Source organism: Pseudomonas putida S13.1.2, assembly GCF_000498395.2.
GTDB classification, from domain to species: domain Bacteria; phylum Pseudomonadota; class Gammaproteobacteria; order Pseudomonadales; family Pseudomonadaceae; genus Aquipseudomonas; species Aquipseudomonas putida_Q.
The window spans coordinates 2934808-2954256 of sequence record NZ_CP010979.1 but is presented as its reverse complement, the minus strand read 5'-3'; the positions used below and the strand labels follow the sequence as shown (position 1 = coordinate 2954256).

The following is a 19449-nucleotide window of genomic DNA, read 5'->3' as shown; positions in this document are numbered from 1 at the left end:
TCTTACCTTGGACACTTGCGTATTTCTAAATTCTCATATATTAGAATTCTCATAAATGATAATAACCCTGGCAGGAGCGTGCATGACCCCGACCTACGACACCCTGATCATCGGTGCCGGCATTGCCGGTGCCTCCCTGGGCTATCGCCTGGCTGGGCAGCAGCGGGTGCTGGTGCTGGAGCGCGAATCACAGCCTGGTTACCACTCCACCGGGCGTTCGGCGGCCATGTTCATGGAGGCCTACGGCACCCCGCAGATCCAGGCACTGACCCGCGCCAGCCGGGCCTTTTACGAAACGCCGCCGCAAGGCTTCTGCGAGCACCCGCTGCTGGAACCGCGTGGCTGCCTGTATGTGGCCAGCGTGGAGCAGCGCGAGCTGCTTGAGCAGACCCACGCGCAGAACCTGGCCAATGGCACCGAAGTCAGCCTGCTTGACCGTGACGCCGCCCTGGCCCTGGTGCCCAGCCTGCGTGGCGAGACCCTGGCCGGCGCGGTGCTTGAACCGGGTGCGATGGACCTGGATGTTCACGCCTTGCACCAAGGCTTCTTGCGCGGTTATCGCGCCGCCGGGGGAGAGCTGCGCTGCAACGCCGAGTTGATCCAGGCCTGGTACCTGGACGAAATGTGGCACGTGGAGCTGGGTGACGGCAGCCGGGTGCAGGCCCGTCAGTTGGTGAACGCTGCTGGCGCCTGGGCTGACCGCGTGGCCGAGCAGTGCGGCGTGGCGCGCATCGGCCTGCAACCTTGCCGGCGCAGCGCCTTCACCTTTCCCGGCCCTGCAGACCAGGACTTCGCCCGCTGGCCTGCAGTGATCGGCGTCGACGAAAGCTTCTACTTCAAACCCGACGCCGGCCAGCTGCTGGGGTCGCCCGCCAATGCCGACCCGGTCGAACCCCAGGACGCCGCGCCCGAAGAGCTCGACGTCGCCTTGGGCATCTACAACATCGAAGCCATGACCACCTTGGCAATCCGCCGCCCCAGCCACACCTGGGCCGGGCTGCGCTCATTCGTCGCCGACGGTGATCTGGTGATCGGTTTTGATGCGCATGCCCCTGCGTTTTTCTGGCTGGCGGCGCAAGGTGGCTATGGTATCCAGTCGGCCGCGGGCGCCTCGCGCCTGGCCGCCGACCTGCTGCTTGGCCAACCCCTGTGCCCTAGTCTTGTCAGCCAGGGCGTGGCGCCCAAGCGCCTGTCCCCGGCCCGTTTCCAGCAACCTTGAAAGGAGCATCTCATGAGCAATGACATCCAGCGTTTCCCCAGCAGCCTGCCGTTCCCGTTTTCCCGTGCGGTGAAGGCGGGTGGTTTTCTGTTCCTCTCCGGCCAGGTGCCGATGAGTGCCAGCGGCGAAGTGGTGCGCGGTGATATCCAGACCCAGACCCGCGCCGCCTGCGAGCGCATCGCCGAAAGCCTGGCGGCGTGCGGCGCGCGTTTCGACCAAGTGGTAAAGGCCACGGTATGGCTGTCGGACATGAGCCATTTCGCCGGTTTCAACGAGGTCTACAAGGAGTTCTTCGGCGCGGCGCTGCCAGTGCGTTCGACTGTGGCCTCGGCGTTGGCACTGGGGGTGGATGTGGAGATTGAAGTGCAGGCCTTTATCGGTGACGAGTAACCGAACACAGAGCTTTTGTAGGAGCAGCCTTGCGCTGCGAAGAGGCCAGTAGAGCCAAAGCGCTTGCAACGACCTTACCGGCCTCTTCGCAGCGCAAGGCTGCTCCTACAAGAGATATGGGGTGGCAGTAAGACAACAACAATAAATCCAGAGGTTCACATGCAAGAGCAACTGAAGATTGCCGGCGCGTTTGTCGGCGTGATCGTGGGGGCGGGGTTCGCTTCGGGGCGGGAACTGTTGTTGTTCTTTGTCGATTTCGGCATGTGGGGGCTGGTCGGGGCGATGGTCAGCGCCGCCTTGTTCACCTTCCTCGGCATGGCCCTGGCGGCGTTGGGCAACCGCCAGCAGGCCACCTCGCACAAGGATGTGATCCAGGCCATCTGCGGCCGCCACCTGGGCCTGTTCGTCGACTGGCTGATCACCTTTTTCATGTTCGCCGTCACCGTGGTCATGCTGGCCGGCGGTGGTGCGCTGCTGGAGCAGCAGTTCGGCATTCCGGCACTCACCGGCAGCGTGCTGGTAACGCTGGTGGTGGTGGGCATCGTGTGCCTTGACGTGCGCAAGGTGATCCTGGCCATTGGCGCCATCACCCCGCTGTTGATCCTGGTGGCGTCGGCAATCGCGTTGTACGCCGTGTTCACCCGCGAGCAGAGCTTCGCCGCGCTCGATCACCTGGCCAGCCAGCAGCAAGCCGGCACCCGTCACTGGCTGCTGGGCGCGTTCCTGTATGTGTCCTACAACATCGTAGCGGGTGCGCCGATCCTGGCCATCCTGGGTGGGTCGGCCAAGGGCGAGAAAACCGCAGTGTGGGGTGGCCTGCTGGGTGGCGCGGCGTTAGGCGGCCTCATGCTGGTGATGAGTGCCGGGCTGTTGTCGCGCCTGGACAGCGTGGCCGACCTGCCCATGCCGATGCTGTCGATTGCCAACGAGGTGTCGCCGCTGCTGGGGCTGGTGATGTGCCTGATCATCTTCGGCATGATCGTCAACACCGCGGTGGGTACGATGTTTTCGTTTCTTTCGCGGCTGCTGCCGGCGGGCACGGCGAAGTTCCGCTGGGGCTCGGTGGTCACGGGGGTGGTGGCGTTTGGTTGCAGCCTGGTGGGGTTCATCAGCCTGGTGGGGGAGGTGTACCCGTTCTTTGGCTACTTGGGGTTCGTGCTGATGGCGGCGGTGTTGCTGGCCTGGGTGCGGCGGGGCAGGGCCGCGAAAGCGGCGGTGGCATAAGGGGCTGCTGCGCAGCCCAATCGCCGGCAAGCCAGCTCCCACAGGGATATGCAGGGCTTATGGTCAGCGATTTACCTGTGGGAGCTGGCTTGCCGGCGATTGGGCCAGCACAGGCGGCAACAGGCGGTGGCCGTTGCCGTCTATGACAGGGCTTAGATCCTGAAGCTGCCCACCAGTTGCTTCAAGCGCCCGGCCTGCTGGGCCAGCTGGTCGCAATGGCGCAGGGTGTCGTTGAGGTTTTCCACACCCTGCTGGTTCAGGGCGTTGATCTGGGTAATGTCCAGGTTAAGGCTCTCGACCACGGCAGTCTGTTCTTCGGTGGCGGTAGCCACCGACTGGTTCATGCCATCGATTTCGCCAATGCGCTGGGTCACGCTGGCCAGGCGCACACCCGCCTGGTTGGCGACCTGCACGGTCTGCTCGCTGGAAACCTGGCTGGTGTTCATGGTGTGCACCGCTTCGCGCGAGCCTACTTGCAGGCTGGTGATCATGCGGTGGATCTCTTCCGCCGATTCCTGGGTGCGGTGCGCCAGGTTGCGCACTTCGTCGGCCACCACGGCAAAGCCACGGCCGGCTTCACCGGCACGGGCTGCCTCGATGGCGGCGTTCAGGGCCAGCAGGTTGGTTTGCTGCGAGATGCCCTTGATCACGTCGAGGATCTTGCCGATTTCGTCGGTGCTGGCGTTAAGTGTTTCAATCTGCGCGCAGGACTCGCTGATGCGCTGGGACAGGGCGGTCATGGCGCTGATCGCCTCTTCGACCACTGCACGGCCACCGTGGGCCTGCTCGCTGGCGCCGCTGGCATGCTGCGAGGCATCGGCGGCGTTGCGGGCGATTTCCTGGGTGGCGGCACCCAGTTCGTTGATGGCCGCGGCCACGCTGTTGGTGCGCATGCTCTGTTCTTCAGAACCGCTGATCGAGGCGTTGGACGCGCTGACCACTTTCTCCGACAGGTCATGCACCAGGCGGGTGGCCGAAGACACTTCGCTGATCGAGGCATGGATGCGTTCGACAAAGCGGTTGAACGAGGTGGCCAGCTCGCCGAATTCGTCCTTGTTCTGCACGGTAAGGCGACGGGTAAGGTCGCCTTCACCCTCGGCGATGTCGCGCATGGCGCGGCCCATGGTGGTCAGCGGGCTCATCAGCACCGGGATCAGCAGGCCGAGCAGGCCGGCGATGGCCGCCACGGCAATCAGCATGGCGATGATCGCCGAGGTGCGGAACTGGCTGAGCGCGGCGTAAGCCTTGTCTTTGTCGATCGACAGGCCGATGTACCACTGCGCCGATGGCAGCCCGGCCACCGGGGCGAAGGAGATGATGCGGTCCTGGCCGTTGAGGGTGACATCCTGCATGCCGGCGGCAACCCGCAGATTGCTGCCGGGGTAGATGTCCTTGAGGTTCTTCATCACCTGGTCTTTGTCGGGGCTGACAATCACCTGGCCATTGGCGTCGGCCAGGAAGGCGTGGCCGATGCCGCCGAAATCGACCGAGTTGATGATCTCCACCAGCGTGTCCAGGGTCACGTCACCGCCGACCACGCCGATCAGTTCGCCATTGCTCTTGCTCTTCACCGGGGTGGCGATGGTCACCATCAGGCCACCGACCGCACCCTGGTACGGGGCGGTCAGCACGGTCTGCCCGGCGCTGGCGGCGGTACCATACCAAGGGCGCTGGCGCGGGTCGTAACCGGCAGGCATCTGGGTGTCCGGGCGCTGGGTGAATACACCGTTGGCCTGGCCCAGGTAGGTGAACAGGAAATTGCGCGTGTAGGAAGGCTGCTCGATCAGCCCGGCCAGGGTCTCGCCGGCACCTTGCTGGCCGATGTCCTGGGCCAGGTTTTCCAGCACCAGGATGCGCCCGCTCATCCAGTTTTGCACGCTGCTGGCGGTCAGTGCGCCGGACTGCTGCACCGAGGCTTCGATGTTCTGGCGGATCGTGTTGCGTTGCAGGTAGTCGTTGTAGAGCGTGAACAGGGCAAATGCCAGGACCACGACGCCGCAGGCGCTGAGCAGGATCTTGTGGCGAAATTTCAGGTTCATGTTTCGAGACCTTGAGCCAATGAGGGGAGGGCGCAGCACGCTCATGACGCGATGCGGGGCCTGTCGACCGGGATATCGGCTCAAGGGGTAAAAGATTGAAGCACTTACATTAATTTCTTCTGGGCGTTTCGACAGACGGCAGTCACTGATTCGCCAGCTGTTCGATCAACAGCCGTGCGGCCTGCTGCAGCGGTTGTTGTTTGCGCCACAAAATGTGCACCGGCAGCTGCAACTCGTTGCGGGTATTGCGAAAATCCAGGCGCACCAGGCGGCCGCTGGCCACTAGCGGCGCGACCCGCGACAGTGGCAGGTCGCCCCAGCCCAGGCCGGCTTCCACCATTTGCAAAGCCAGGTCCAAGCTGTCGGTGGACCAATGTGTTGCACCGATCAGCGGGCGCGGGTCGGCCAGCGGCAGGTCGCGGCTGCGCACCAGAATCTGACGCACCCGGGTCAGGTCTTCGAGGTAGTGAATGCGCCCCTCGCGCAAGGCCGGGTGGGTGGGCGACAGGGTGGCCACCAGCGACTCCATGCCGATGTGCTGGAAGCCTCGGCGGGCATCGACGTGCAGGCCTGCAAAGGCCACGCAGAGGTCGGCCCGCCCGCTGTCCAGCAAGTGCAGGGCTTCTTCCTGCGGGGCGCTGAGCAGGGCGATATCCAGCAACGGGTGGCGCTCGCCCAGGCGGGCGATGGCCGCCAGCAACGGGCGGTGGTCGATGTCTGGCACAACGGCCACGCTCAGGCTGCTTTCCAAACCCTGGGACAGCTCCAGGGCATGAACCTGCAGCAGCCCCAGTTGTTCGGCAATCAGCCTGGCGTGCGGCTCAAGGGCCAAGGCCCGTGCGGTTGGGCGAACTTCACGCGAGCCGCGTTCGAACAGGCTGTAGCCAAGTTCAGCCTCTAGGTTGCCGATGGCCATGCTCACGGCTGAGGGCACCCGCTTAAGGGCGCGCGCGGCGGCGGAAAACGACCCGCGGTCGAGCACGGCGAGAAACAGCTGGATGTTGTCGCTGGAAAAATTCATGGCAGCCTCCTGTCAGTAGATCTGACAGCTGCCGACTTTTTCTGTCAAGCCTGGTGAAGCATGATCGCTCCTCATCGCTTTTGTCATTGGAGGAAATCCCGGGTGCAGGGACTGAAACGCAAACTGGTCTACGTGACTTTCTATGAATTGATCGGGCTGTGCATGTCGACCCTCGGGCTGGCCTACCTGTCGGACACCCAGGCGTCGCATACGGGGCCGCTGGCCGTGATGATCACCACCATCGCCATGCTCTGGAACCTGGTCTACAACACCCTGTTCGAGTACTGGGAGAGCCGCCAGGCCAAGCGCGGACGCAGCGTGGCGCGCCGAGTGGCGCATGCGATCGGTTTCCAGCTGACCCTGGTGGTGTACCTGATTCCACTGATTGCCTGGTGGCTGGACATGACGCTGGTGGAGGCGCTGCTGGTGGACATGGCGTTCATCATTCTGGTGCCGTGCTACACCTTTGCCTACAACTGGGCGTTCGACCGGGTTTTCGGGCTGCCAAGTTCTGCCATGGCTACTGCTTGATTCAGCCCGTACTCACTCAGGCGGCAGGCGAATGATCAGAGGTTCTTGCTGCTTTACCTGTGGTTCCACGGGTTGCTCAACTGGCCGTGGTGCGCTAGCCAGCAAGCTGTCCTCAACCTGCCCGGACAGGTAATACACCCCCGCCATTGCCCCGCTCTGGCGGTTCTCCATCAACTCCTGCCATTCCTGGTTCAGCGCCACGTTGAGGATCACCCGCAACTGCTCGACCATCTGCGGCTGTTCACGGTCATGGGTCATCATGCCGTAGCCGGCCGCAGCGATCGAAATCATCGCCCCAGCCACTTTGCCGACTGCCGATGCAACGGCGCTGGCGATGCCGCGTGGGGCCAAGGTAGCGCCGAGTTTGTCGCTCGCCTGGGTAGCCACCGAACTCAGTCCGACATCGGTCCTCCCGGGGCCTTTGCTGGCCAGTTGGTGAAGGTGCTGGCGCATGGCTTGCCAGGCTGGCTGCTGGTCCAGCGGCTTGGCCCGTAGCAGTTGATACAGGCTGGCATTGCGGGCATCCGGTGGCCCCAGTGCGATGGCGGGGATGCGGTTGAGGCGCTGGCTGAGCTGCTCGGGCGGCGCGTTGTAGCGGCTGATGATGGCTGGCAATTGCTGGCCGAACAGTTGCAGGTACAGCTCGCAGGCGCGGTCGCGGATGCCCTCGGGGTTGATCTGTTCGGCCACCGGCTCGATCACCCGCTCGTGGTACTGCTCCTGCAGGTACAGGGCCAGGCGCTTTTCTGCCGGCTCCCGGCCTTCGCCACTGTCGAGTTTGTACCAGGCCACCTTGAGGGTCAGCCACTGCTGGGTCCAGTAGCCGGTGAACCAGGGGATGAAGTCACTTTCGGTGCGCTGTTGCACCTGCTCCCGCCAAACCCGCATGGAGCGTCGGGCATAGTCGTTGGCCGAACCGGCTGCCCCGACCGAGGCGTCGATCAGTTCCTGGTCGATGCGTTGCCAGGCGGCCGGTGTGAGCACCGCAGGGGGGGCGGGGCAGGTGGGCGCTTGCCTGCGCAACCGGCAAGCGCCAGCAGAAGGCACAGCAGCAGAAGGATTCGAGAACTCACGCGACCGCCTCCCTGATAGAGGCTGGGGTGGTTCTTGCAGTATAGGGTGGGGTTTTTGGGGTTGCTATGCAGCCCATCGCCCGGTCATCGCGGTCCCTGTAGGAGCGGCCTTGTGTCGCGATGGGGCGCGCAGCGGCCCCAGGATTTCAGCTTTGCAGCGGAAATTGCCGGGGCCGCTTTGCGACCCATCGCGACACAAGGCCGCTCCTACAGGGACCGCGTCAGCATGAGCGGCTATTTCAGGTCGAGTTTTTCTTCCAGGCGGTCGAGGTGTTTGTGCATCAACCCCAAGGCAGTCTCGGCATCGCCTTGCTCCACGGCATCGATGATCGCCGCATGTTCTTGCCAGGCGCAGTGGTCGCAGCACGGCGATTCGTAGCGGGCGATGATCAGCGAGGTCATTGGCACCAGGCCATTGAGGAACCGCGCCAGTGGCGCATTGGCTGCCACCTGCGCCAGTTTAAGGTGAAACTCGCCGCCCAGGCGGATCGCCGCGCAACGTTCGCCGCTTTCATGGTGCTGGCGCTCGCGGTCCACCAGTTGCCGCAGCTGGCGTACCTGCGCCGGCCGGGCGCGTTGGGCGGCCAGGGTGATCAGCGTGGTTTCGGCCAGGCGCCGGGCACTGAGCACCTGGCGCGCCTGGTCCGGGTCGGGCGCGGCCAGGTGCGCGGTGTGGCTGGGGCGCTGCACCACCACCTGCTGGTCGGACAGGCGCCCAAGCACACGGCGTATCACGGTGCGGCTCACACCAAAGGCATGGCCCAGCGCCTGCTCGGGCAACAGGGCGCCTGGGGGCAGGCGCTGTTCGAGGATGGCGTCGAACAGCCGAGGGTAGATTTGCTCGGCCGACAAGCGGGTTTCTCCAGCAGCAAGCAGCGCTGGCAGGTGGGGGGCGGCATTCATGGTCGCTCTCCTGGGGTCATGGGCGCGGGTGTTCGTCCGGGATGTTCAGCGGGATGCCCATGCGCTGGCCTTCGGCCAGAATGTGCTGGCGCATCTGGGCGCTGGCCTGGGCACTGTTGCGTTCGCGAATGGCGCGTACCACGGCTTCGTTTTCCTTGAGCCGTGCCGCCAGGTGTTCGGGCGAATTGCGCAGCATGTCGGCACTTTGCTTCAAGGCATTGCCGGTCTGCTGCACCACGCTTTGGAAGATCGGGTTGGTGGTGAGGGTGAACAACGCCTCATGGAACGCGATGTAGGCTTTTACCCCGGCTTCGCTGTCATCGGCCTCCAGCGCTTCACGCATGTCCATCAGGGTAAGGCGCAACTGGCCGACGTCCTGGCTGTTGGCCGACTGCGCCACCAGCCCGACAATGAAAGGTTCGAGGGTGTAGCGCAGTTCCAGCACATCGGCCAGGCTGGCCGCGGCGCCGGTGTCCATGCCCGGTTCCTGGGTGGCGGCGTCGGCATCCAGCACCAGTACGCCCTTGCCCGGTAACGAGCGCACCAGGCCCAGGGTTTCCAGTACGGTAACCGCTTCGCGCAGGCTGGGCCGGCTGATACCCAGCTGTTCGGCCAGCTCGCGCTGGCCCGGCAGCATGTCGCCGGTGCGCCATTGGCCCCGGGCCAGGGCCTGGCGCAGTTTTTCCACCACTGAGGTGACGACGGTCGATGAGCTGATCACGGTTTGCTCCTGCAAGGGCCGGCGTCATCGCCGGCCACTTTCGGTCAAAATTCCTGTTGATGGTGGGTGTTTGGCTGCTTGCGTGGCGTTGGGGTAAAGCCAAGCTTGCCGTCGAGCACGTTCTGCGCGCGCTCCAGGTCAATGTCCTTTTCCCAGCGGGCGATGGCCACGGTGGCCACGCAGTTGCCAATCAGGTTGGTCAACGCCCGGCCGATGCCCATGAACCAGTCCACCGCCAGCACCAGCACCAGGCCCACCACCGGAATCGCCGGCACAGCAGTCAGTGTGGCGGCGAGGATCACCAGCGCCGAGCCTGGGATGCCGTGAGCCCCCTTGGAAGTCACCAGCGACACCAGCAGGATGGTCAGCAGGTCGGTCATTTCCAGCGGCGTGCCGGTGGCGTTGGCGATGAACACGATGGCCAGGGTCAGGTAGATGGAGAAGCCGTCGAGGTTGAACGAGTAGCCCGTGGGGATGACCAGGCCGACCGTGGAGCTGCCAATGCCCAGGTGCTCCAGCTTGCGCATGATCTGTGGCAGCACGGCGTCGGAAGACGCGGTGCCAAGGACGATGGTCAGCTCTTCACGCAGGTACTTGATCAACGGCAGCAGCTTCAGGCCCGACAGGCGCATCACCGTACCCAGCACGATCAGCACGAAGCCGGCGCAGGTCAGGTAGAACAGTGCCACCAACCCGCCCAGGTGCTGCAGCGATTCCAGGCCGTACTTGCTGGTGGTGAAGGCGATGGCGCCGAATACGCCGATGGGGGCCAGGCGCACGATCATGCCCATGATGCGGAAGATCACATGGCTCAGTTCGTTGATCAGCCTGGAGATGCCGGCGGCCGAGTCACCCACCAGGTTCAGTGCGCTACCGAACAGCACCGAGAACAGCAGCACCTGGAGAATGTTGTTGTCGGCGAAGGCACCGACCACCGAGGTGGGGATCAGGTCCATGAAGAACGCCGTGGCGCCATGGATGTGCTGGCCGCGCTCGGCCAGGCCGTTGGCATCGGCGCTGGACAACTGGTCCAGGTGGATGTTGGCGCCGCTGCCGATGCCACTGCTGAAGGCGAACACCAGGCCGATCACCAGCGCCAGGGTAGTCAGCACTTCAAAGTAGATCACCGATTTCAGGCCAATGCGCCCGACCTTTTTCAGGTCGCCCGCGCCCGAGATACCGCTCACCACCACACAGAACACGATCAGGCCGATCAGCATCTTGATCAGCTTGATGAAGCCGTCACCGAGGGGTTTGAGTTGCAGGGAAAGGTCGGGAAAACTTAGACCGCAGGCGATGCCGAGGGCAAGGCCGAGCACGACTTGCAGGAATATCGAACGCGAGCACCATTTGAGCATGGGAGGAGTCTCTGATCGGTGTCCTTGCTTCGGTAGCCGCACGGGGCGAAAGAGCGCAGGACTTAATTATTGTGGTCTTACCGGTTTGTTCAGCGCGAAGCCATAAAAGCGCGAAAAATCGCTCTTTGCAAGGACTTTTGGCCTTACCGGTCTGACCAGTTGTGGTGCAATTCGGCCGGCCAGGCTCTACTTCGGTGCACGCCGTAAAAGGGGAGGCGCAAATCTGTTCAGCGCTTGGCCAGTGCCTGCTCCACTGCTGCAATCAGCTTGCCAAGATCCTTGGGCGGGGCGTTGTGGATAACGCCAAACAGGTAGGCGCGCTGCTCCTCTTCGTCGTCCGGTTCGGCGAAGAAGTCCTTGGGCTTGACGCGCAGCACCCGGGCAAACTCCATGATTGCGTCAATGCTGGGGGTGTAGGTGCTGGTTTCAAAGCGGCTGATGGTCTTGGGATCGAAGCCGGTCCGTTCGGCCAATTGTGCCTGGGTCAGGCCCGCCAGCTTGCGGTAGCGGCGCAGGGCAGTACCCAAAGCTGATCTCGTCATCACTTAATTCCCATTCAGAATCAAGAACTTAACGATTTCTGTCAGTATGGCGCAACGCCATGATCGATCACCTTTGTTTTATTTATGTGATGAATTTCGTAGAATTCACGGCTTGGCCGAACAGTCATCGTCATCATCCTTGCGTCGTTCGGCCTCGTGCACCAACCGCGCGCAAGCGCATTTGCCAATTGGAGCGGATCGCCATGGATCGGTTCCGGTGGCTGTCGATGAGCTGGGTACCGGCTTGTCAGTGAATGGAGTCTCATCGTGCGCCTCAACTTGCCGGTAACCCCGGTCGAGCAACGTTTTCCCCCAGATCAGCGGCTGATTTCTGCTACCGATACCGCCAGCCTGATCACCTATTGCAACCCCGAATTCGCCGCCATCAGCGGCTACAGCGATGCCGAACTGATCGGCAGCCCGCACAACCTGGTGCGCCACCCGGACATGCCGCCGGCGGTGTACGAGTTGATGTGGCGTTACCTGAAAGCCGGCAAAAGCTGGATGGGCATCGTCAAGAACCGCTGCCGCAACGGCGACTACTACTGGGTCAACGCTTACGTCACGCCCATCCTCGAAGGCGGGCGGGTGGTCGGCTACGAGTCGGTGCGGGTGTGCCCCACGCGTGAGCAGGTGGCCCGCGCCGAAGCTCTGTATGCGCGGCTGCGCAATGGCCAGCCGGCAGTGTCGGCGCCGCGCCGGCTGAGCTTGCTGGCCCAAGCCCTGGCCCTGCCACTGACCGGTGGGCTATTGGCGGTGGGCGCCAATCAGCTGTGGCCGGGCCTGGCCGGGCAGGGGCTCACCGTGGGGCTGTTCGTGGCCTATGGGCTGTGGGCGCGCACTGCACTTGCACGGCAATTGCGACAGGTGGTGCAGGGTGCCGAAGGTGCCTTCGCCGACCCGGTCGCAGCCTTGACTTACAGCGACCTGCCCGGTGCCGCCGGGCAACTGCAACTGATGCTGATCAGCGAAGAGGCACGCCTGAAAACCGCGTTGACGCGCTTGAGCGACCTGGCCGTGCAAATGGCCGTCGCGGCCGACGATGCCGGGCAGTTGTCGCGCAGTACCGAGGCGGCATTGCTGAAGCAGCGTGCCGAAACCGACCTGAGCGCCACGGCGATGAACCAGATGGCCGCCTCCATCGGCGAAGTGGCCAACCACGTGCAGTTGACCGCCGCCGAGGCCCACACCGCGCACCTGCTGGCCGCGCAGGGCAGCCAGGTGGCCGATGCCAGCGGCGCGGCGATTCGTACCTTGGCCAGCACCGTGACCCAGATCAATCAGGCGGTCAGCCATCTGGCTGGTCAGACCGGTGCGATCGCCGAGGCTGCCGGGATGATCCGCGGCATTGCCGAGCAGACCAACCTGCTGGCGCTCAACGCGGCAATTGAAGCAGCGCGTGCGGGCGAACAGGGCCGTGGTTTTGCCGTGGTCGCCGATGAGGTGCGGGCACTGGCTGACAAGACCCGCCAGTCAACCCTGCACATCCAGGCCATCATCGATACCCTGCGCGATGGCGCCGAGCAAGCCGTGGCAATTGCCAGCCAAGGCATCACTGGCGCCGAGCAGGGCGTTGCCCAGGTCCAGGAAGCCCGGCAGGCACTGCATGGCATTCGTGATGCGGTGCAGCGTATCAGCGACATGAGCCAGCAGATGGCTACGGCCTCGCAGCAACAGTCGGCGGTGGCAGAAGACGTTTCGCGGCAGATCAACGGCGTAGCCGGTATTGCCCAGCAAAGCGCCCACAGCGCCAACGCCGCCGCCTCGCGCGGCGCCGAACTGGAACAGGTGTGCGCCGGATTGCGTGCCCTGGTGGAGCGCTTCAACCGCTAAGGCAGGATGCTTTATGGATGATAACTATCGCGCGGCCGTGGATGCGGCCGCGATCTTTTCCGAAACCGACCTGCGTGGGAACATCACCTACGTCAACCAGCAGTTCTGCAGCATCTCGGGCTACAGCCGTGAAGAGCTGCTGGGGGCCAACCACCGCATCCTCAACTCCGGCCTGCACGAGCCGGCGTTCTTTGTCGGCATGTGGCGGGCGCTGGCCGCCGGGCGGGTGTGGAAGGGCGAAATCTGCAACCGTTCCAGGGACGGTTCGCTGTATTGGGTCGACAGCACCATGGTGCCACTGGTCGACCCGCTGACTGGCCAGGTGCGCAAGTATGTGTCCATCCGCTTTGACGTCACCGAGAAACGCCAGCTGCTGCATACCTTGCAGTGGCGGGTGGGCCACGATGTGCTCACTGGCCTGCCCAACCGAGCTTATCTGTCCGACTTGCTGAACCAGGCCCTGGCTTACTCGCGCCGCGAAGCGATCTCGCTGGCGGTGTGCATGCTCGACCTGGATGGCTTCAAGGCGGTCAATGACGGCTACGGGCATGCCGTGGGCGACCTGCTGCTGGTGGAAGTGGCGCAGCGCTTGAAGAGTATCCTGCGCGGCGGTGATGCCGTGGCCCGGTTGTCGGGTGACGAGTTCGTGCTGATCCTGCGCCATGTCGATGATGAGCGCCAACTGCACGCAGCCCTGAGGCGTGTATTGCGGGCATTGGCGGCGCCCTGTGTGGTACGTGAACACACGCTGTCGCTCAGCGCCAGTATCGGCGTGACCCTGTACCCGCAGGATGACGAAGATGCCGATACGCTGGTACGCCACGCCGACCAGGCCATGTATGTGGCCAAGCAGCGCGGGCGCAACCGCTATCACTTGTTCGACGTCTCGCAGGAGCAGGAGCTCAAGGCCACCCACCAGACGGTGACGCGGGTACGACGGGCCCTGAACAACCGCGAGCTGTGCCTGTATTACCAGCCCAAGGTGAACCTGCGCAGTGGCCAGGTGCTGGGCTTCGAGGGCTTGCTGCGCTGGCAGCGGCCAGGCCGTGGCGTGGTGCCGCCCGGCGATTTTCTGCCCTGGGTTGAGCAGACCGACCTGATCGTCGAAATCGGCGAGTGGGTGATCGGCCAGGCGCTGAGACAGTTGCAGGCCTGGGGGCGCCAGGGGCATCCCTGGTCACTGAGCGTGAATATCGCTGCGCGGCATTTACAGCGCAGTGACTTCACCCAGCGCCTGCAGCAGCTATTGGCAGAGTACCCGGAGGTGGACCCTTCGCGGCTGGACCTGGAAATCGTCGAGTCAGTGGCTATCGACAACCTGCAGCACGTCAGCCGCTGCCTGGATGCCTGTCGTGCGCTGGGCGTGCGCTTTTCGCTGGACGATTTCGGCACGGGTTATTCGTCGTTGAGTTACCTGAAACGCTTGCCGACCCAGACGATCAAGATCGACCAGTCGTTCGTGCGCGACATCCTGCACGATCAGGACGACCTGGCCCTGACCGGCGCGGTGATCGGCCTGGCGCGAGCCTTCGGTCGCGAGGTGATAGCCGAGGGGCTGGAGAGTGTGGAGCATGGGCGGCTGCTGATGACGCTGGGCTGCGAGCTGGCGCAGGGGTACTACATTGCGCCACCGATGCCCGCCACCCAGGTGGTGCAATGGGCGGCGGGCTATCGGCAGCCCGACGCATGGAAGGATGCCTGAACTGCTCAGGCGAGCGTGTTGGCCAAGGCCTGCGTCAGGCTGCGCAGCAACGCCTGCTCCGCCGCCCTGCGGGTACTGAGCAGCAGGGCGCTGGCCCGCTGGTAAATGGCGCTTTCATCGGGGTAGCGCCCGGACACCAGGTCGACCCGTTGCACGGCGTCATTGCGCCGCCAATGCAGGCCCTCGATGTGGCCCAGGTCCCGCTCCAGCGCATCGATGTAGGCTGCCGGTACGCGGGGCCGGTATAGTCCCCCAGGTCGTGCGTGGCTTCGGTCAGTTCGCTGTGGTACTCGCTTGCGGCGCCCCAATCCCTGGCCAGCGCATCGAACTCATCCGCATGAAGGCGGCGCAGCCAACCCTGCCAGAACCGCTGTTCGCACGCCCATTGGCTGAACAGGGAGGGGGTTACCTCCGACCTGACGGCAACCCCCAGGCGGTTGACGGTTGCAGGGCTCAGGCGAGCCAGGTAGTCGAACATGATCTGCTGTGGTTGAGCTGGCAGCCCAAGCGTTTCGCGTAGCTGCATGCGCGCGTGCAGGGCCATCTCGATCTCGTCTATGTGGTAGTCCGGTTCGATCAGTGCTGCGTCGTCGAGGTCGTCGTCGGCATTGAGGGGCGGTGCGGTTTCTCGTGCTGCTGCGTCAGGTGCTTCTGTCAATGCCTGGCGCCTGGCTACGCGGGCGTTGTACAGGGCGCCCACGCGCTCGTCGAGGCGCTGCTGGCGCAGCAGTCCAGCGGCGCTGTGCAGCGCTACTTGACCGCTCTGCGCATCGGGCGCTGCGGTATTGATCGCATCCCACAACATGACATCGGTTTCGATTTGCTGGAACAGCAGGCTGGCCTGATCGACACAGCCCTCGGTGGCATGGTTGATCGCCTCCATGACCTGCTCGTGCAGTTGCGCACGCCCCCACCCGCCGTTGTCTGCTTCGCCCAGGGTGGTGCTGAGCGTACGCAGGACATGCTGCATGCGTGACCGCAAGTAGGCCGGCTGGCCCAGATAATCGGCAGTTTGGGTCAGCCGTTCGAACAGCTGGTACAACGGCTGCCAGGAGGGTTCGTTGGCGGTCAGTGCCCGGTGCTGCTGCAGTTCGTCAGGCCAGTCGGCGTACCACGGGGCTTCGGTTTCGCCGACGCTGATCGCTGGCAACCCGGCTTCGGTCAGGTGTCGTTGGGCTTGCTCGCTGAACGGGTTGTTGTCGAAGTCGAAGAATGCCCGTGGCGGGTCTGTATTCACTGCTTCGGCAAAGGCACTGCCTTGCAGCTCGGGGGCATCGGTGAGCTGGTTCTCGCTGAGGTCCAGGCTCAGCAGTTGCAGGGGGCGCTGGTTGAGCAGTTCGGTGAGGCCGGTCGGCCACTCGCCGATGCCGGTCTGCTGCAAGTCAAGTGCCTGCAACTGCTGCCAGCCGCTGACATCGGGCGCCAGGTCCAGCGGGTTTTCGCTGACGAGCAGGGCGTGCAGACGGTTCAGTTGGGCGAGGGCGGCCCGGCTTTGCTCGGTCAGGGTAATATCATTTCCGGCCATGCTCAGTTCGGTCAGGGCTGGCCAACGCTCCAATGCCTGGAAGTGCTCGGTGGTCAGGTTGAGGCCATTGCTGTCAATTGCCAGCATCGCCAGTGACGGCAGGTTTGCCAGCCGCTCCAGTGCAGTGACCGGGAGCGTAACCAGTGCATTGCCCAGGTTCAGACTCTGAAGATTGCTGCGCCCCTCCAGCAGATCGAGCGTACCGCTATGTGTCAGGTCCAGGCCATTGCTCGACAGATCTAGGCTTTGCAGCTCGTCCATCTGCCCGATGGCGGGCGGGATGTGTTCAAGCATGTTGCACTCCAGATCCAGGGCCCGCACGTTCAAGAACCTGCCGAGGAAGCTGTCCAGGCTGGCATGCGATGACTCGGACAGAAAGGTAACGCGCAACTGGCGGACATGAGGCATTGGCGCAGGCAGGGTGGGCAGCGCACCGAGGTTGCGGCCGTCGAGGTCGAGAATCACGTACTCAAGGCTGCTGGCGGTGTGGGTCGATTCCCTGCGCCACGCCATGCGCAGGCGCCTGGCTGCTTCTGCCCGGGCCGCGGATTGTGCGATGAGCGTTCCACCGCCGGCCACATGAGGGCTGTCAACCCACTGCTGCAGCGTGCTTTCAAGCTGCATGTACTCGCTTCTCAGGCGCTCGAGCACAGTGCCGAAGGCTTGATCGCCGGCTTCCTGGAGCAGGCGTTGCCGCAGAACCGTACGGGCTTCTGGCTCGGTCGAGGGGAACAACTGGTTGAACAGTTCATCTTCGGTCATCCATCCTTGGCCGCGCCCGCTCAGCGGGTAGCCGAGCTGGCCACCGGGCAGCCGTCGGGGCAAACGAAAAAACGGACGCACCGTTTGCATGCCCAGGAGCTGCGCCGTTGTGGCGCGGTCGCTGGCAAGCCTGTCGAACAGGGCATCGATAAGCTTGCCGGGTTCATGGATCTGTAAACCAAGGGAGGTTCTTTCGCTGTCGGGCAGGGCGTTCAGGATCGCCTGGAACAGATCGACCCGGTTGGCCAGCGTTCCCCCTTGTTCATTGCGGGGTTCATAGCTGTTCTCGGTACGAATGACGTATTTTGCAGGCAGTGTTTCCTTGCCGCAGGCATGCAGCAGGCGGCCGGAAACTGAACCGTCGCGCAGTTCGATACGGGCCTCGCCCGTCCAGCCGGGCAACTGGTCGAGGGCAGCGAATACCAGCGCATCGCGATCCGCGATTGGGCCATTGGCCTGGTGAAAGCGTGCCAGGGCACGGCTGATACGGGCCTCCCTCAGGTACAGGCGCGCGGTTTCGGCCAGGCGCATGGGCAGGCGCTGGGTGCGTTGCATCTGCAGCAGGTCCGCGGGACTTGCCTGGTCGAGGATTTCGCCTCGCGCCCTGGCACTCAGGGAAGGGAAATCCCGTGCAAGCAGGTTGCCATCCGTTGCCCGCATCTGCGGCTCAGGCACTTTGCCGCCGAGCAGTTCCAGGGTGTCCAGGATTAACGCCGGGGCGGATTCACGGTCGACCATTACCCGGCGCAGAATCGCTTCGTCGTAGCCGCTGCAGTGCAGGGCACGCTGCAACGCAAGCTGATCCATGCCGGTGGCGCTATCGGCCAGTCGCTGCAAAAGCTGTGCGCGATCCCAGTGCAACGGTTGTTCATGAGCGAAGATCCACGGCCCGGGCTGAACACCCTGCAACGTCGGCTGGATGCGTTGTCCAGGGCTGGCGGCCAGGCGCCGACGGCCATTGCTGGAGTTTTCCAGCGGATAGTGCTGTTCCTGCAGCTTGAGCCAAGGGCGCCCCTGTGCTTGATACAGGCCATCAGGACGGGCTGCCAACATGCGAGGTGCTTCCTGCTCGAAGGGCTTGAGGTCGCCGTGCCATAGCCGCGTGCCTGCCTCGCTGTCGATCAGGTGCCAACTCTGCAATGGCCCGGCGGGCGGGTTCAACCCCTCTGCGGTGCCCAGGGCAGCGAACTGCACCAGGCTCTCGACTACGCTGAACAGGTGGGCGATGGCCGCGTCGCTGTCCCCCTCGTTGGCGGCATGCACACCTTCGAGGAATTCATCGACGATCTGGGCACCACCTACCACCAGCATCAGTTCGGCAAGGCCTGGTACAAAGAAACTGGCCAGGTTCAGTACCGTCAGCCCGGCGCTCAGCCAGCTCTCAAGGTGCTCCAGTTGCGCAAGTGCATCGAGTTGGCGGACCGGTACGGCCACGCAGGCGGCATCGAGGAACTTGCGTTCTACCAAGGTTCGCGCTCGCGCCCTGAAGCAGTTGCCTGGCCATGGCGCCAAGGTCAACGGCAGCCTGGCGTTCTTGTCGCGTGTCGCCTGCCAGATGTCCCGAGGCCCGGGAAACGCACGCTTGAGCCAGCTGAATCGGTCGCCTTTGTCCAGCACCGGTGTTGTGGCTCGCAGGTCGGCATAGGGGTAGTGGGGGTACAGCGTTTCTCGCAGGCGTTGCAGAAACCTGGCCTGCTGGGCCAGCGGTACGTGGCGGATGAAGAATGTGCGGAAATCGTGATCGGCCAGGCGGTTGGTGAGGTCGCTTCTCAAGCTGCCCAGTGAGGCATGCTGGCGCAGTGCACCCTGCGGATCACCCGGTAAATACAGCAGGCAAGGGTCGTCGGCTTCGGGGGCCTGCAACTGGATGACCATAGGGCCATTCAAAGGGGACCCGAACAGGCTGACGAACTGGCACAGCACGTTTCGACGGCCCTTGTCGGTGGTGATTTGCGCACGGTTGGCCAGCGCGGCCTGTGCCAGCGTCGCGCCGCGGCTGTCAATGTGGCCACGCAGGCGTGCCATGGCCAGTTCGGCGCACAATGCACTCCGGTCCTGGTTTTCGAGCAGGTCGCGAAATGTATCGTTATCGACGATGTCGCCCAGGTGGTAACGATAGCGCTGGCCCAGGTCCAGGTTACGAATGCCCTGGATAAACGTTGCGGCGTCCAGCTTCAGGGGGCTGAGGTCTGCGGCGAGCAGCCTGACGGGGGTATGGGCTTCGGCATTCTGCAGGGCGGCTTCGAGCACCGACATGCGCCTGGGTGGCGTTGCGCCGATGAACACAACGTGTGCCTGGAGCAGTGTTGCCACTGGCGTGTCCGGGAACCACTGTGCCAATGCTTGCGTCAGCAACGGCAGGCAGTAGGTATCCACTGGCTGCAAAGGTGCCATGGCTTGTTTCAGGCGTTGTGTCTGGCGCTCGCTGTCGCGGATCAGCAGGGCCAGTTCGGCGCGCCGGGCGGGGCTGGCCTGGCTTAACCATTGCGGGATCTGACGCCGGACAAGGGCGAGATGGGAGTGATGTGCGTGTGTCATCGACAGTTCCTGCTGGAAGGGAGCCAGGAGCCTAGCGATGGCGGGGGCAGGTGGGCGGGTAGATAGAC

General features: G+C 63.9%; 13 protein-coding genes and 2 pseudogenes. 7 read left to right on the top strand and 8 right to left on the bottom strand.

Translation table 11 applies throughout. The annotated features are described in order from the left end of the window. Window positions 1–82: 82 nt before the first annotated feature. The 3 genes from N805_RS13200 (at window position 83) to N805_RS13190 (ending at window position 2833) form a co-directional block, all read left to right on the top strand. Complete coding sequence (locus N805_RS13200; RefSeq protein WP_028613451.1) at window positions 83–1219, top strand: NAD(P)/FAD-dependent oxidoreductase; 1137 nt, start codon at window positions 83–85, stop codon at window positions 1217–1219. A gap of 12 nt (window positions 1220–1231) precedes the next feature. Further along, a complete protein-coding gene (locus N805_RS13195; RefSeq protein WP_028613452.1) occupies window positions 1232–1609 on the top strand; it encodes a RidA family protein in 378 nt (125 codons plus the stop codon). A 159-nt stretch (window positions 1610–1768) separates the two neighbouring features. Beyond that, complete coding sequence (locus N805_RS13190; RefSeq protein WP_028613453.1) at window positions 1769–2833, top strand: membrane protein; 1065 nt, start codon at window positions 1769–1771, stop codon at window positions 2831–2833. 152 nt (window positions 2834–2985) lie between these two features. Here N805_RS13190 and mcpA read toward each other — a convergent pair whose 3' ends face one another. Both mcpA and N805_RS13180 read right to left on the bottom strand, forming a co-directional pair. Then, window positions 2986–4872: a methyl-accepting chemotaxis protein McpA gene (mcpA, locus tag N805_RS13185; RefSeq protein WP_019470744.1), complete on the bottom strand. Its 1887-nt coding sequence runs from the start codon at window positions 4870–4872 to the stop codon at window positions 2986–2988. 142 nt (window positions 4873–5014) lie between these two features. Continuing rightward, the gene (locus tag N805_RS13180; RefSeq protein WP_019470743.1) at window positions 5015–5893 is read right to left on the bottom strand and encodes a LysR family transcriptional regulator; all 879 of its coding nucleotides are present in this window, start codon (window positions 5891–5893) and stop codon (window positions 5015–5017) included. Window positions 5894–5995: 102 nt separating this feature from the next. Between N805_RS13180 and N805_RS13175 the strand changes: the two genes are divergently transcribed. After that, the gene (locus N805_RS13175; protein ID WP_019470742.1) at window positions 5996–6424 is read left to right on the top strand and encodes a PACE efflux transporter; all 429 of its coding nucleotides are present in this window, start codon (window positions 5996–5998) and stop codon (window positions 6422–6424) included. Window positions 6425–6436: 12 nt separating this feature from the next. On the opposite strand, the pseudogene N805_RS13170 reads toward N805_RS13175, so the two are convergent. The 5 genes and pseudogenes from N805_RS13170 to N805_RS13150 all read right to left on the bottom strand — a co-directional run bounded on the left by N805_RS13170 (window position 6437) and on the right by N805_RS13150 (window position 11021). After that, window positions 6437–7497, bottom strand: a pseudogene (locus N805_RS13170) (hypothetical protein). Between the two features lie 234 nt (window positions 7498–7731). Beyond that, on the bottom strand, window positions 7732–8400 hold the full coding sequence (locus N805_RS13165; RefSeq protein ID WP_019470740.1) for a GntR family transcriptional regulator: 669 nt from the start codon (window positions 8398–8400) through the stop codon (window positions 7732–7734). A 16-nt stretch (window positions 8401–8416) separates the two neighbouring features. Further along, entirely contained in the window at window positions 8417–9121 is a 705-nt protein-coding gene (locus N805_RS13160) for a FadR/GntR family transcriptional regulator (RefSeq protein WP_019470739.1), read from the bottom strand. Between the two features lie 44 nt (window positions 9122–9165). After that, entirely contained in the window at window positions 9166–10479 is a 1314-nt protein-coding gene (locus tag N805_RS13155; protein WP_016485879.1) for a C4-dicarboxylate transporter DctA, read from the bottom strand. Between the two features lie 227 nt (window positions 10480–10706). Continuing rightward, a complete protein-coding gene (locus tag N805_RS13150; RefSeq protein WP_026034381.1) occupies window positions 10707–11021 on the bottom strand; it encodes a helix-turn-helix domain-containing protein in 315 nt (104 codons plus the stop codon). A gap of 267 nt (window positions 11022–11288) precedes the next feature. On the opposite strand from N805_RS13150, the pseudogene N805_RS31280 reads away from it, so the two are divergent. The 3 genes and pseudogenes from N805_RS31280 to N805_RS13140 form a co-directional block, all read left to right on the top strand. After that, window positions 11289–11570, top strand: a pseudogene (locus N805_RS31280) (PAS domain-containing protein); the annotation flags it as partial. Window positions 11571–11978: 408 nt separating this feature from the next. Next, window positions 11979–12854, top strand: coding sequence for a methyl-accepting chemotaxis protein (locus tag N805_RS31275; RefSeq protein WP_371113213.1), 876 nt, complete (start codon window positions 11979–11981; stop codon window positions 12852–12854). A 13-nt stretch (window positions 12855–12867) separates the two neighbouring features. Then, window positions 12868–14556 (top strand): putative bifunctional diguanylate cyclase/phosphodiesterase, encoded by a 1689-nt coding sequence (locus tag N805_RS13140; RefSeq protein WP_019470736.1) that lies wholly within the window; start codon window positions 12868–12870, stop codon window positions 14554–14556. Window positions 14557–14590: 34 nt separating this feature from the next. On the opposite strand, the gene N805_RS13135 is transcribed toward N805_RS13140, so the two are convergent. Beyond that, window positions 14591–19381, bottom strand: a complete 4791-nt coding sequence (locus N805_RS13135) for a dermonecrotic toxin domain-containing protein (RefSeq protein ID WP_230685722.1) — start codon at window positions 19379–19381, stop codon at window positions 14591–14593. Window positions 19382–19449: the final 68 nt, after the last annotated feature.

Bases quoted from the DNA above. Each gene is read 5' to 3' on its own strand.
- N805_RS13155 (WP_016485879.1), bottom strand. From the start codon at position 10,479: ATGCTCAAATGGTGCTCGCGTTCGATATTCCTGCAAGTCGTGCTCGGC.
- N805_RS13135 (WP_230685722.1), bottom strand. From the start codon at position 19,381: ATGACACACGCACATCACTCCCATCTCGCCCTTGTCCGGCGTCAGATC.
- N805_RS13190 (WP_028613453.1), top strand. From the start codon at position 1,769: ATGCAAGAGCAACTGAAGATTGCCGGCGCGTTTGTCGGCGTGATCGTG.
- N805_RS13200 (WP_028613451.1), top strand. From the start codon at position 83: ATGACCCCGACCTACGACACCCTGATCATCGGTGCCGGCATTGCCGGT.
- N805_RS13195 (WP_028613452.1), top strand. From the start codon at position 1,232: ATGAGCAATGACATCCAGCGTTTCCCCAGCAGCCTGCCGTTCCCGTTT.
- N805_RS13180 (WP_019470743.1), bottom strand. From the start codon at position 5,893: ATGAATTTTTCCAGCGACAACATCCAGCTGTTTCTCGCCGTGCTCGAC.
- N805_RS13165 (WP_019470740.1), bottom strand. From the start codon at position 8,400: ATGAATGCCGCCCCCCACCTGCCAGCGCTGCTTGCTGCTGGAGAAACC.
- N805_RS31275 (WP_371113213.1), top strand. From the start codon at position 11,979: ATGCTGATCAGCGAAGAGGCACGCCTGAAAACCGCGTTGACGCGCTTG.
- N805_RS13150 (WP_026034381.1), bottom strand. From the start codon at position 11,021: ATGACGAGATCAGCTTTGGGTACTGCCCTGCGCCGCTACCGCAAGCTG.
- mcpA (WP_019470744.1), bottom strand. From the start codon at position 4,872: ATGAACCTGAAATTTCGCCACAAGATCCTGCTCAGCGCCTGCGGCGTC.
- N805_RS13140 (WP_019470736.1), top strand. From the start codon at position 12,868: ATGGATGATAACTATCGCGCGGCCGTGGATGCGGCCGCGATCTTTTCC.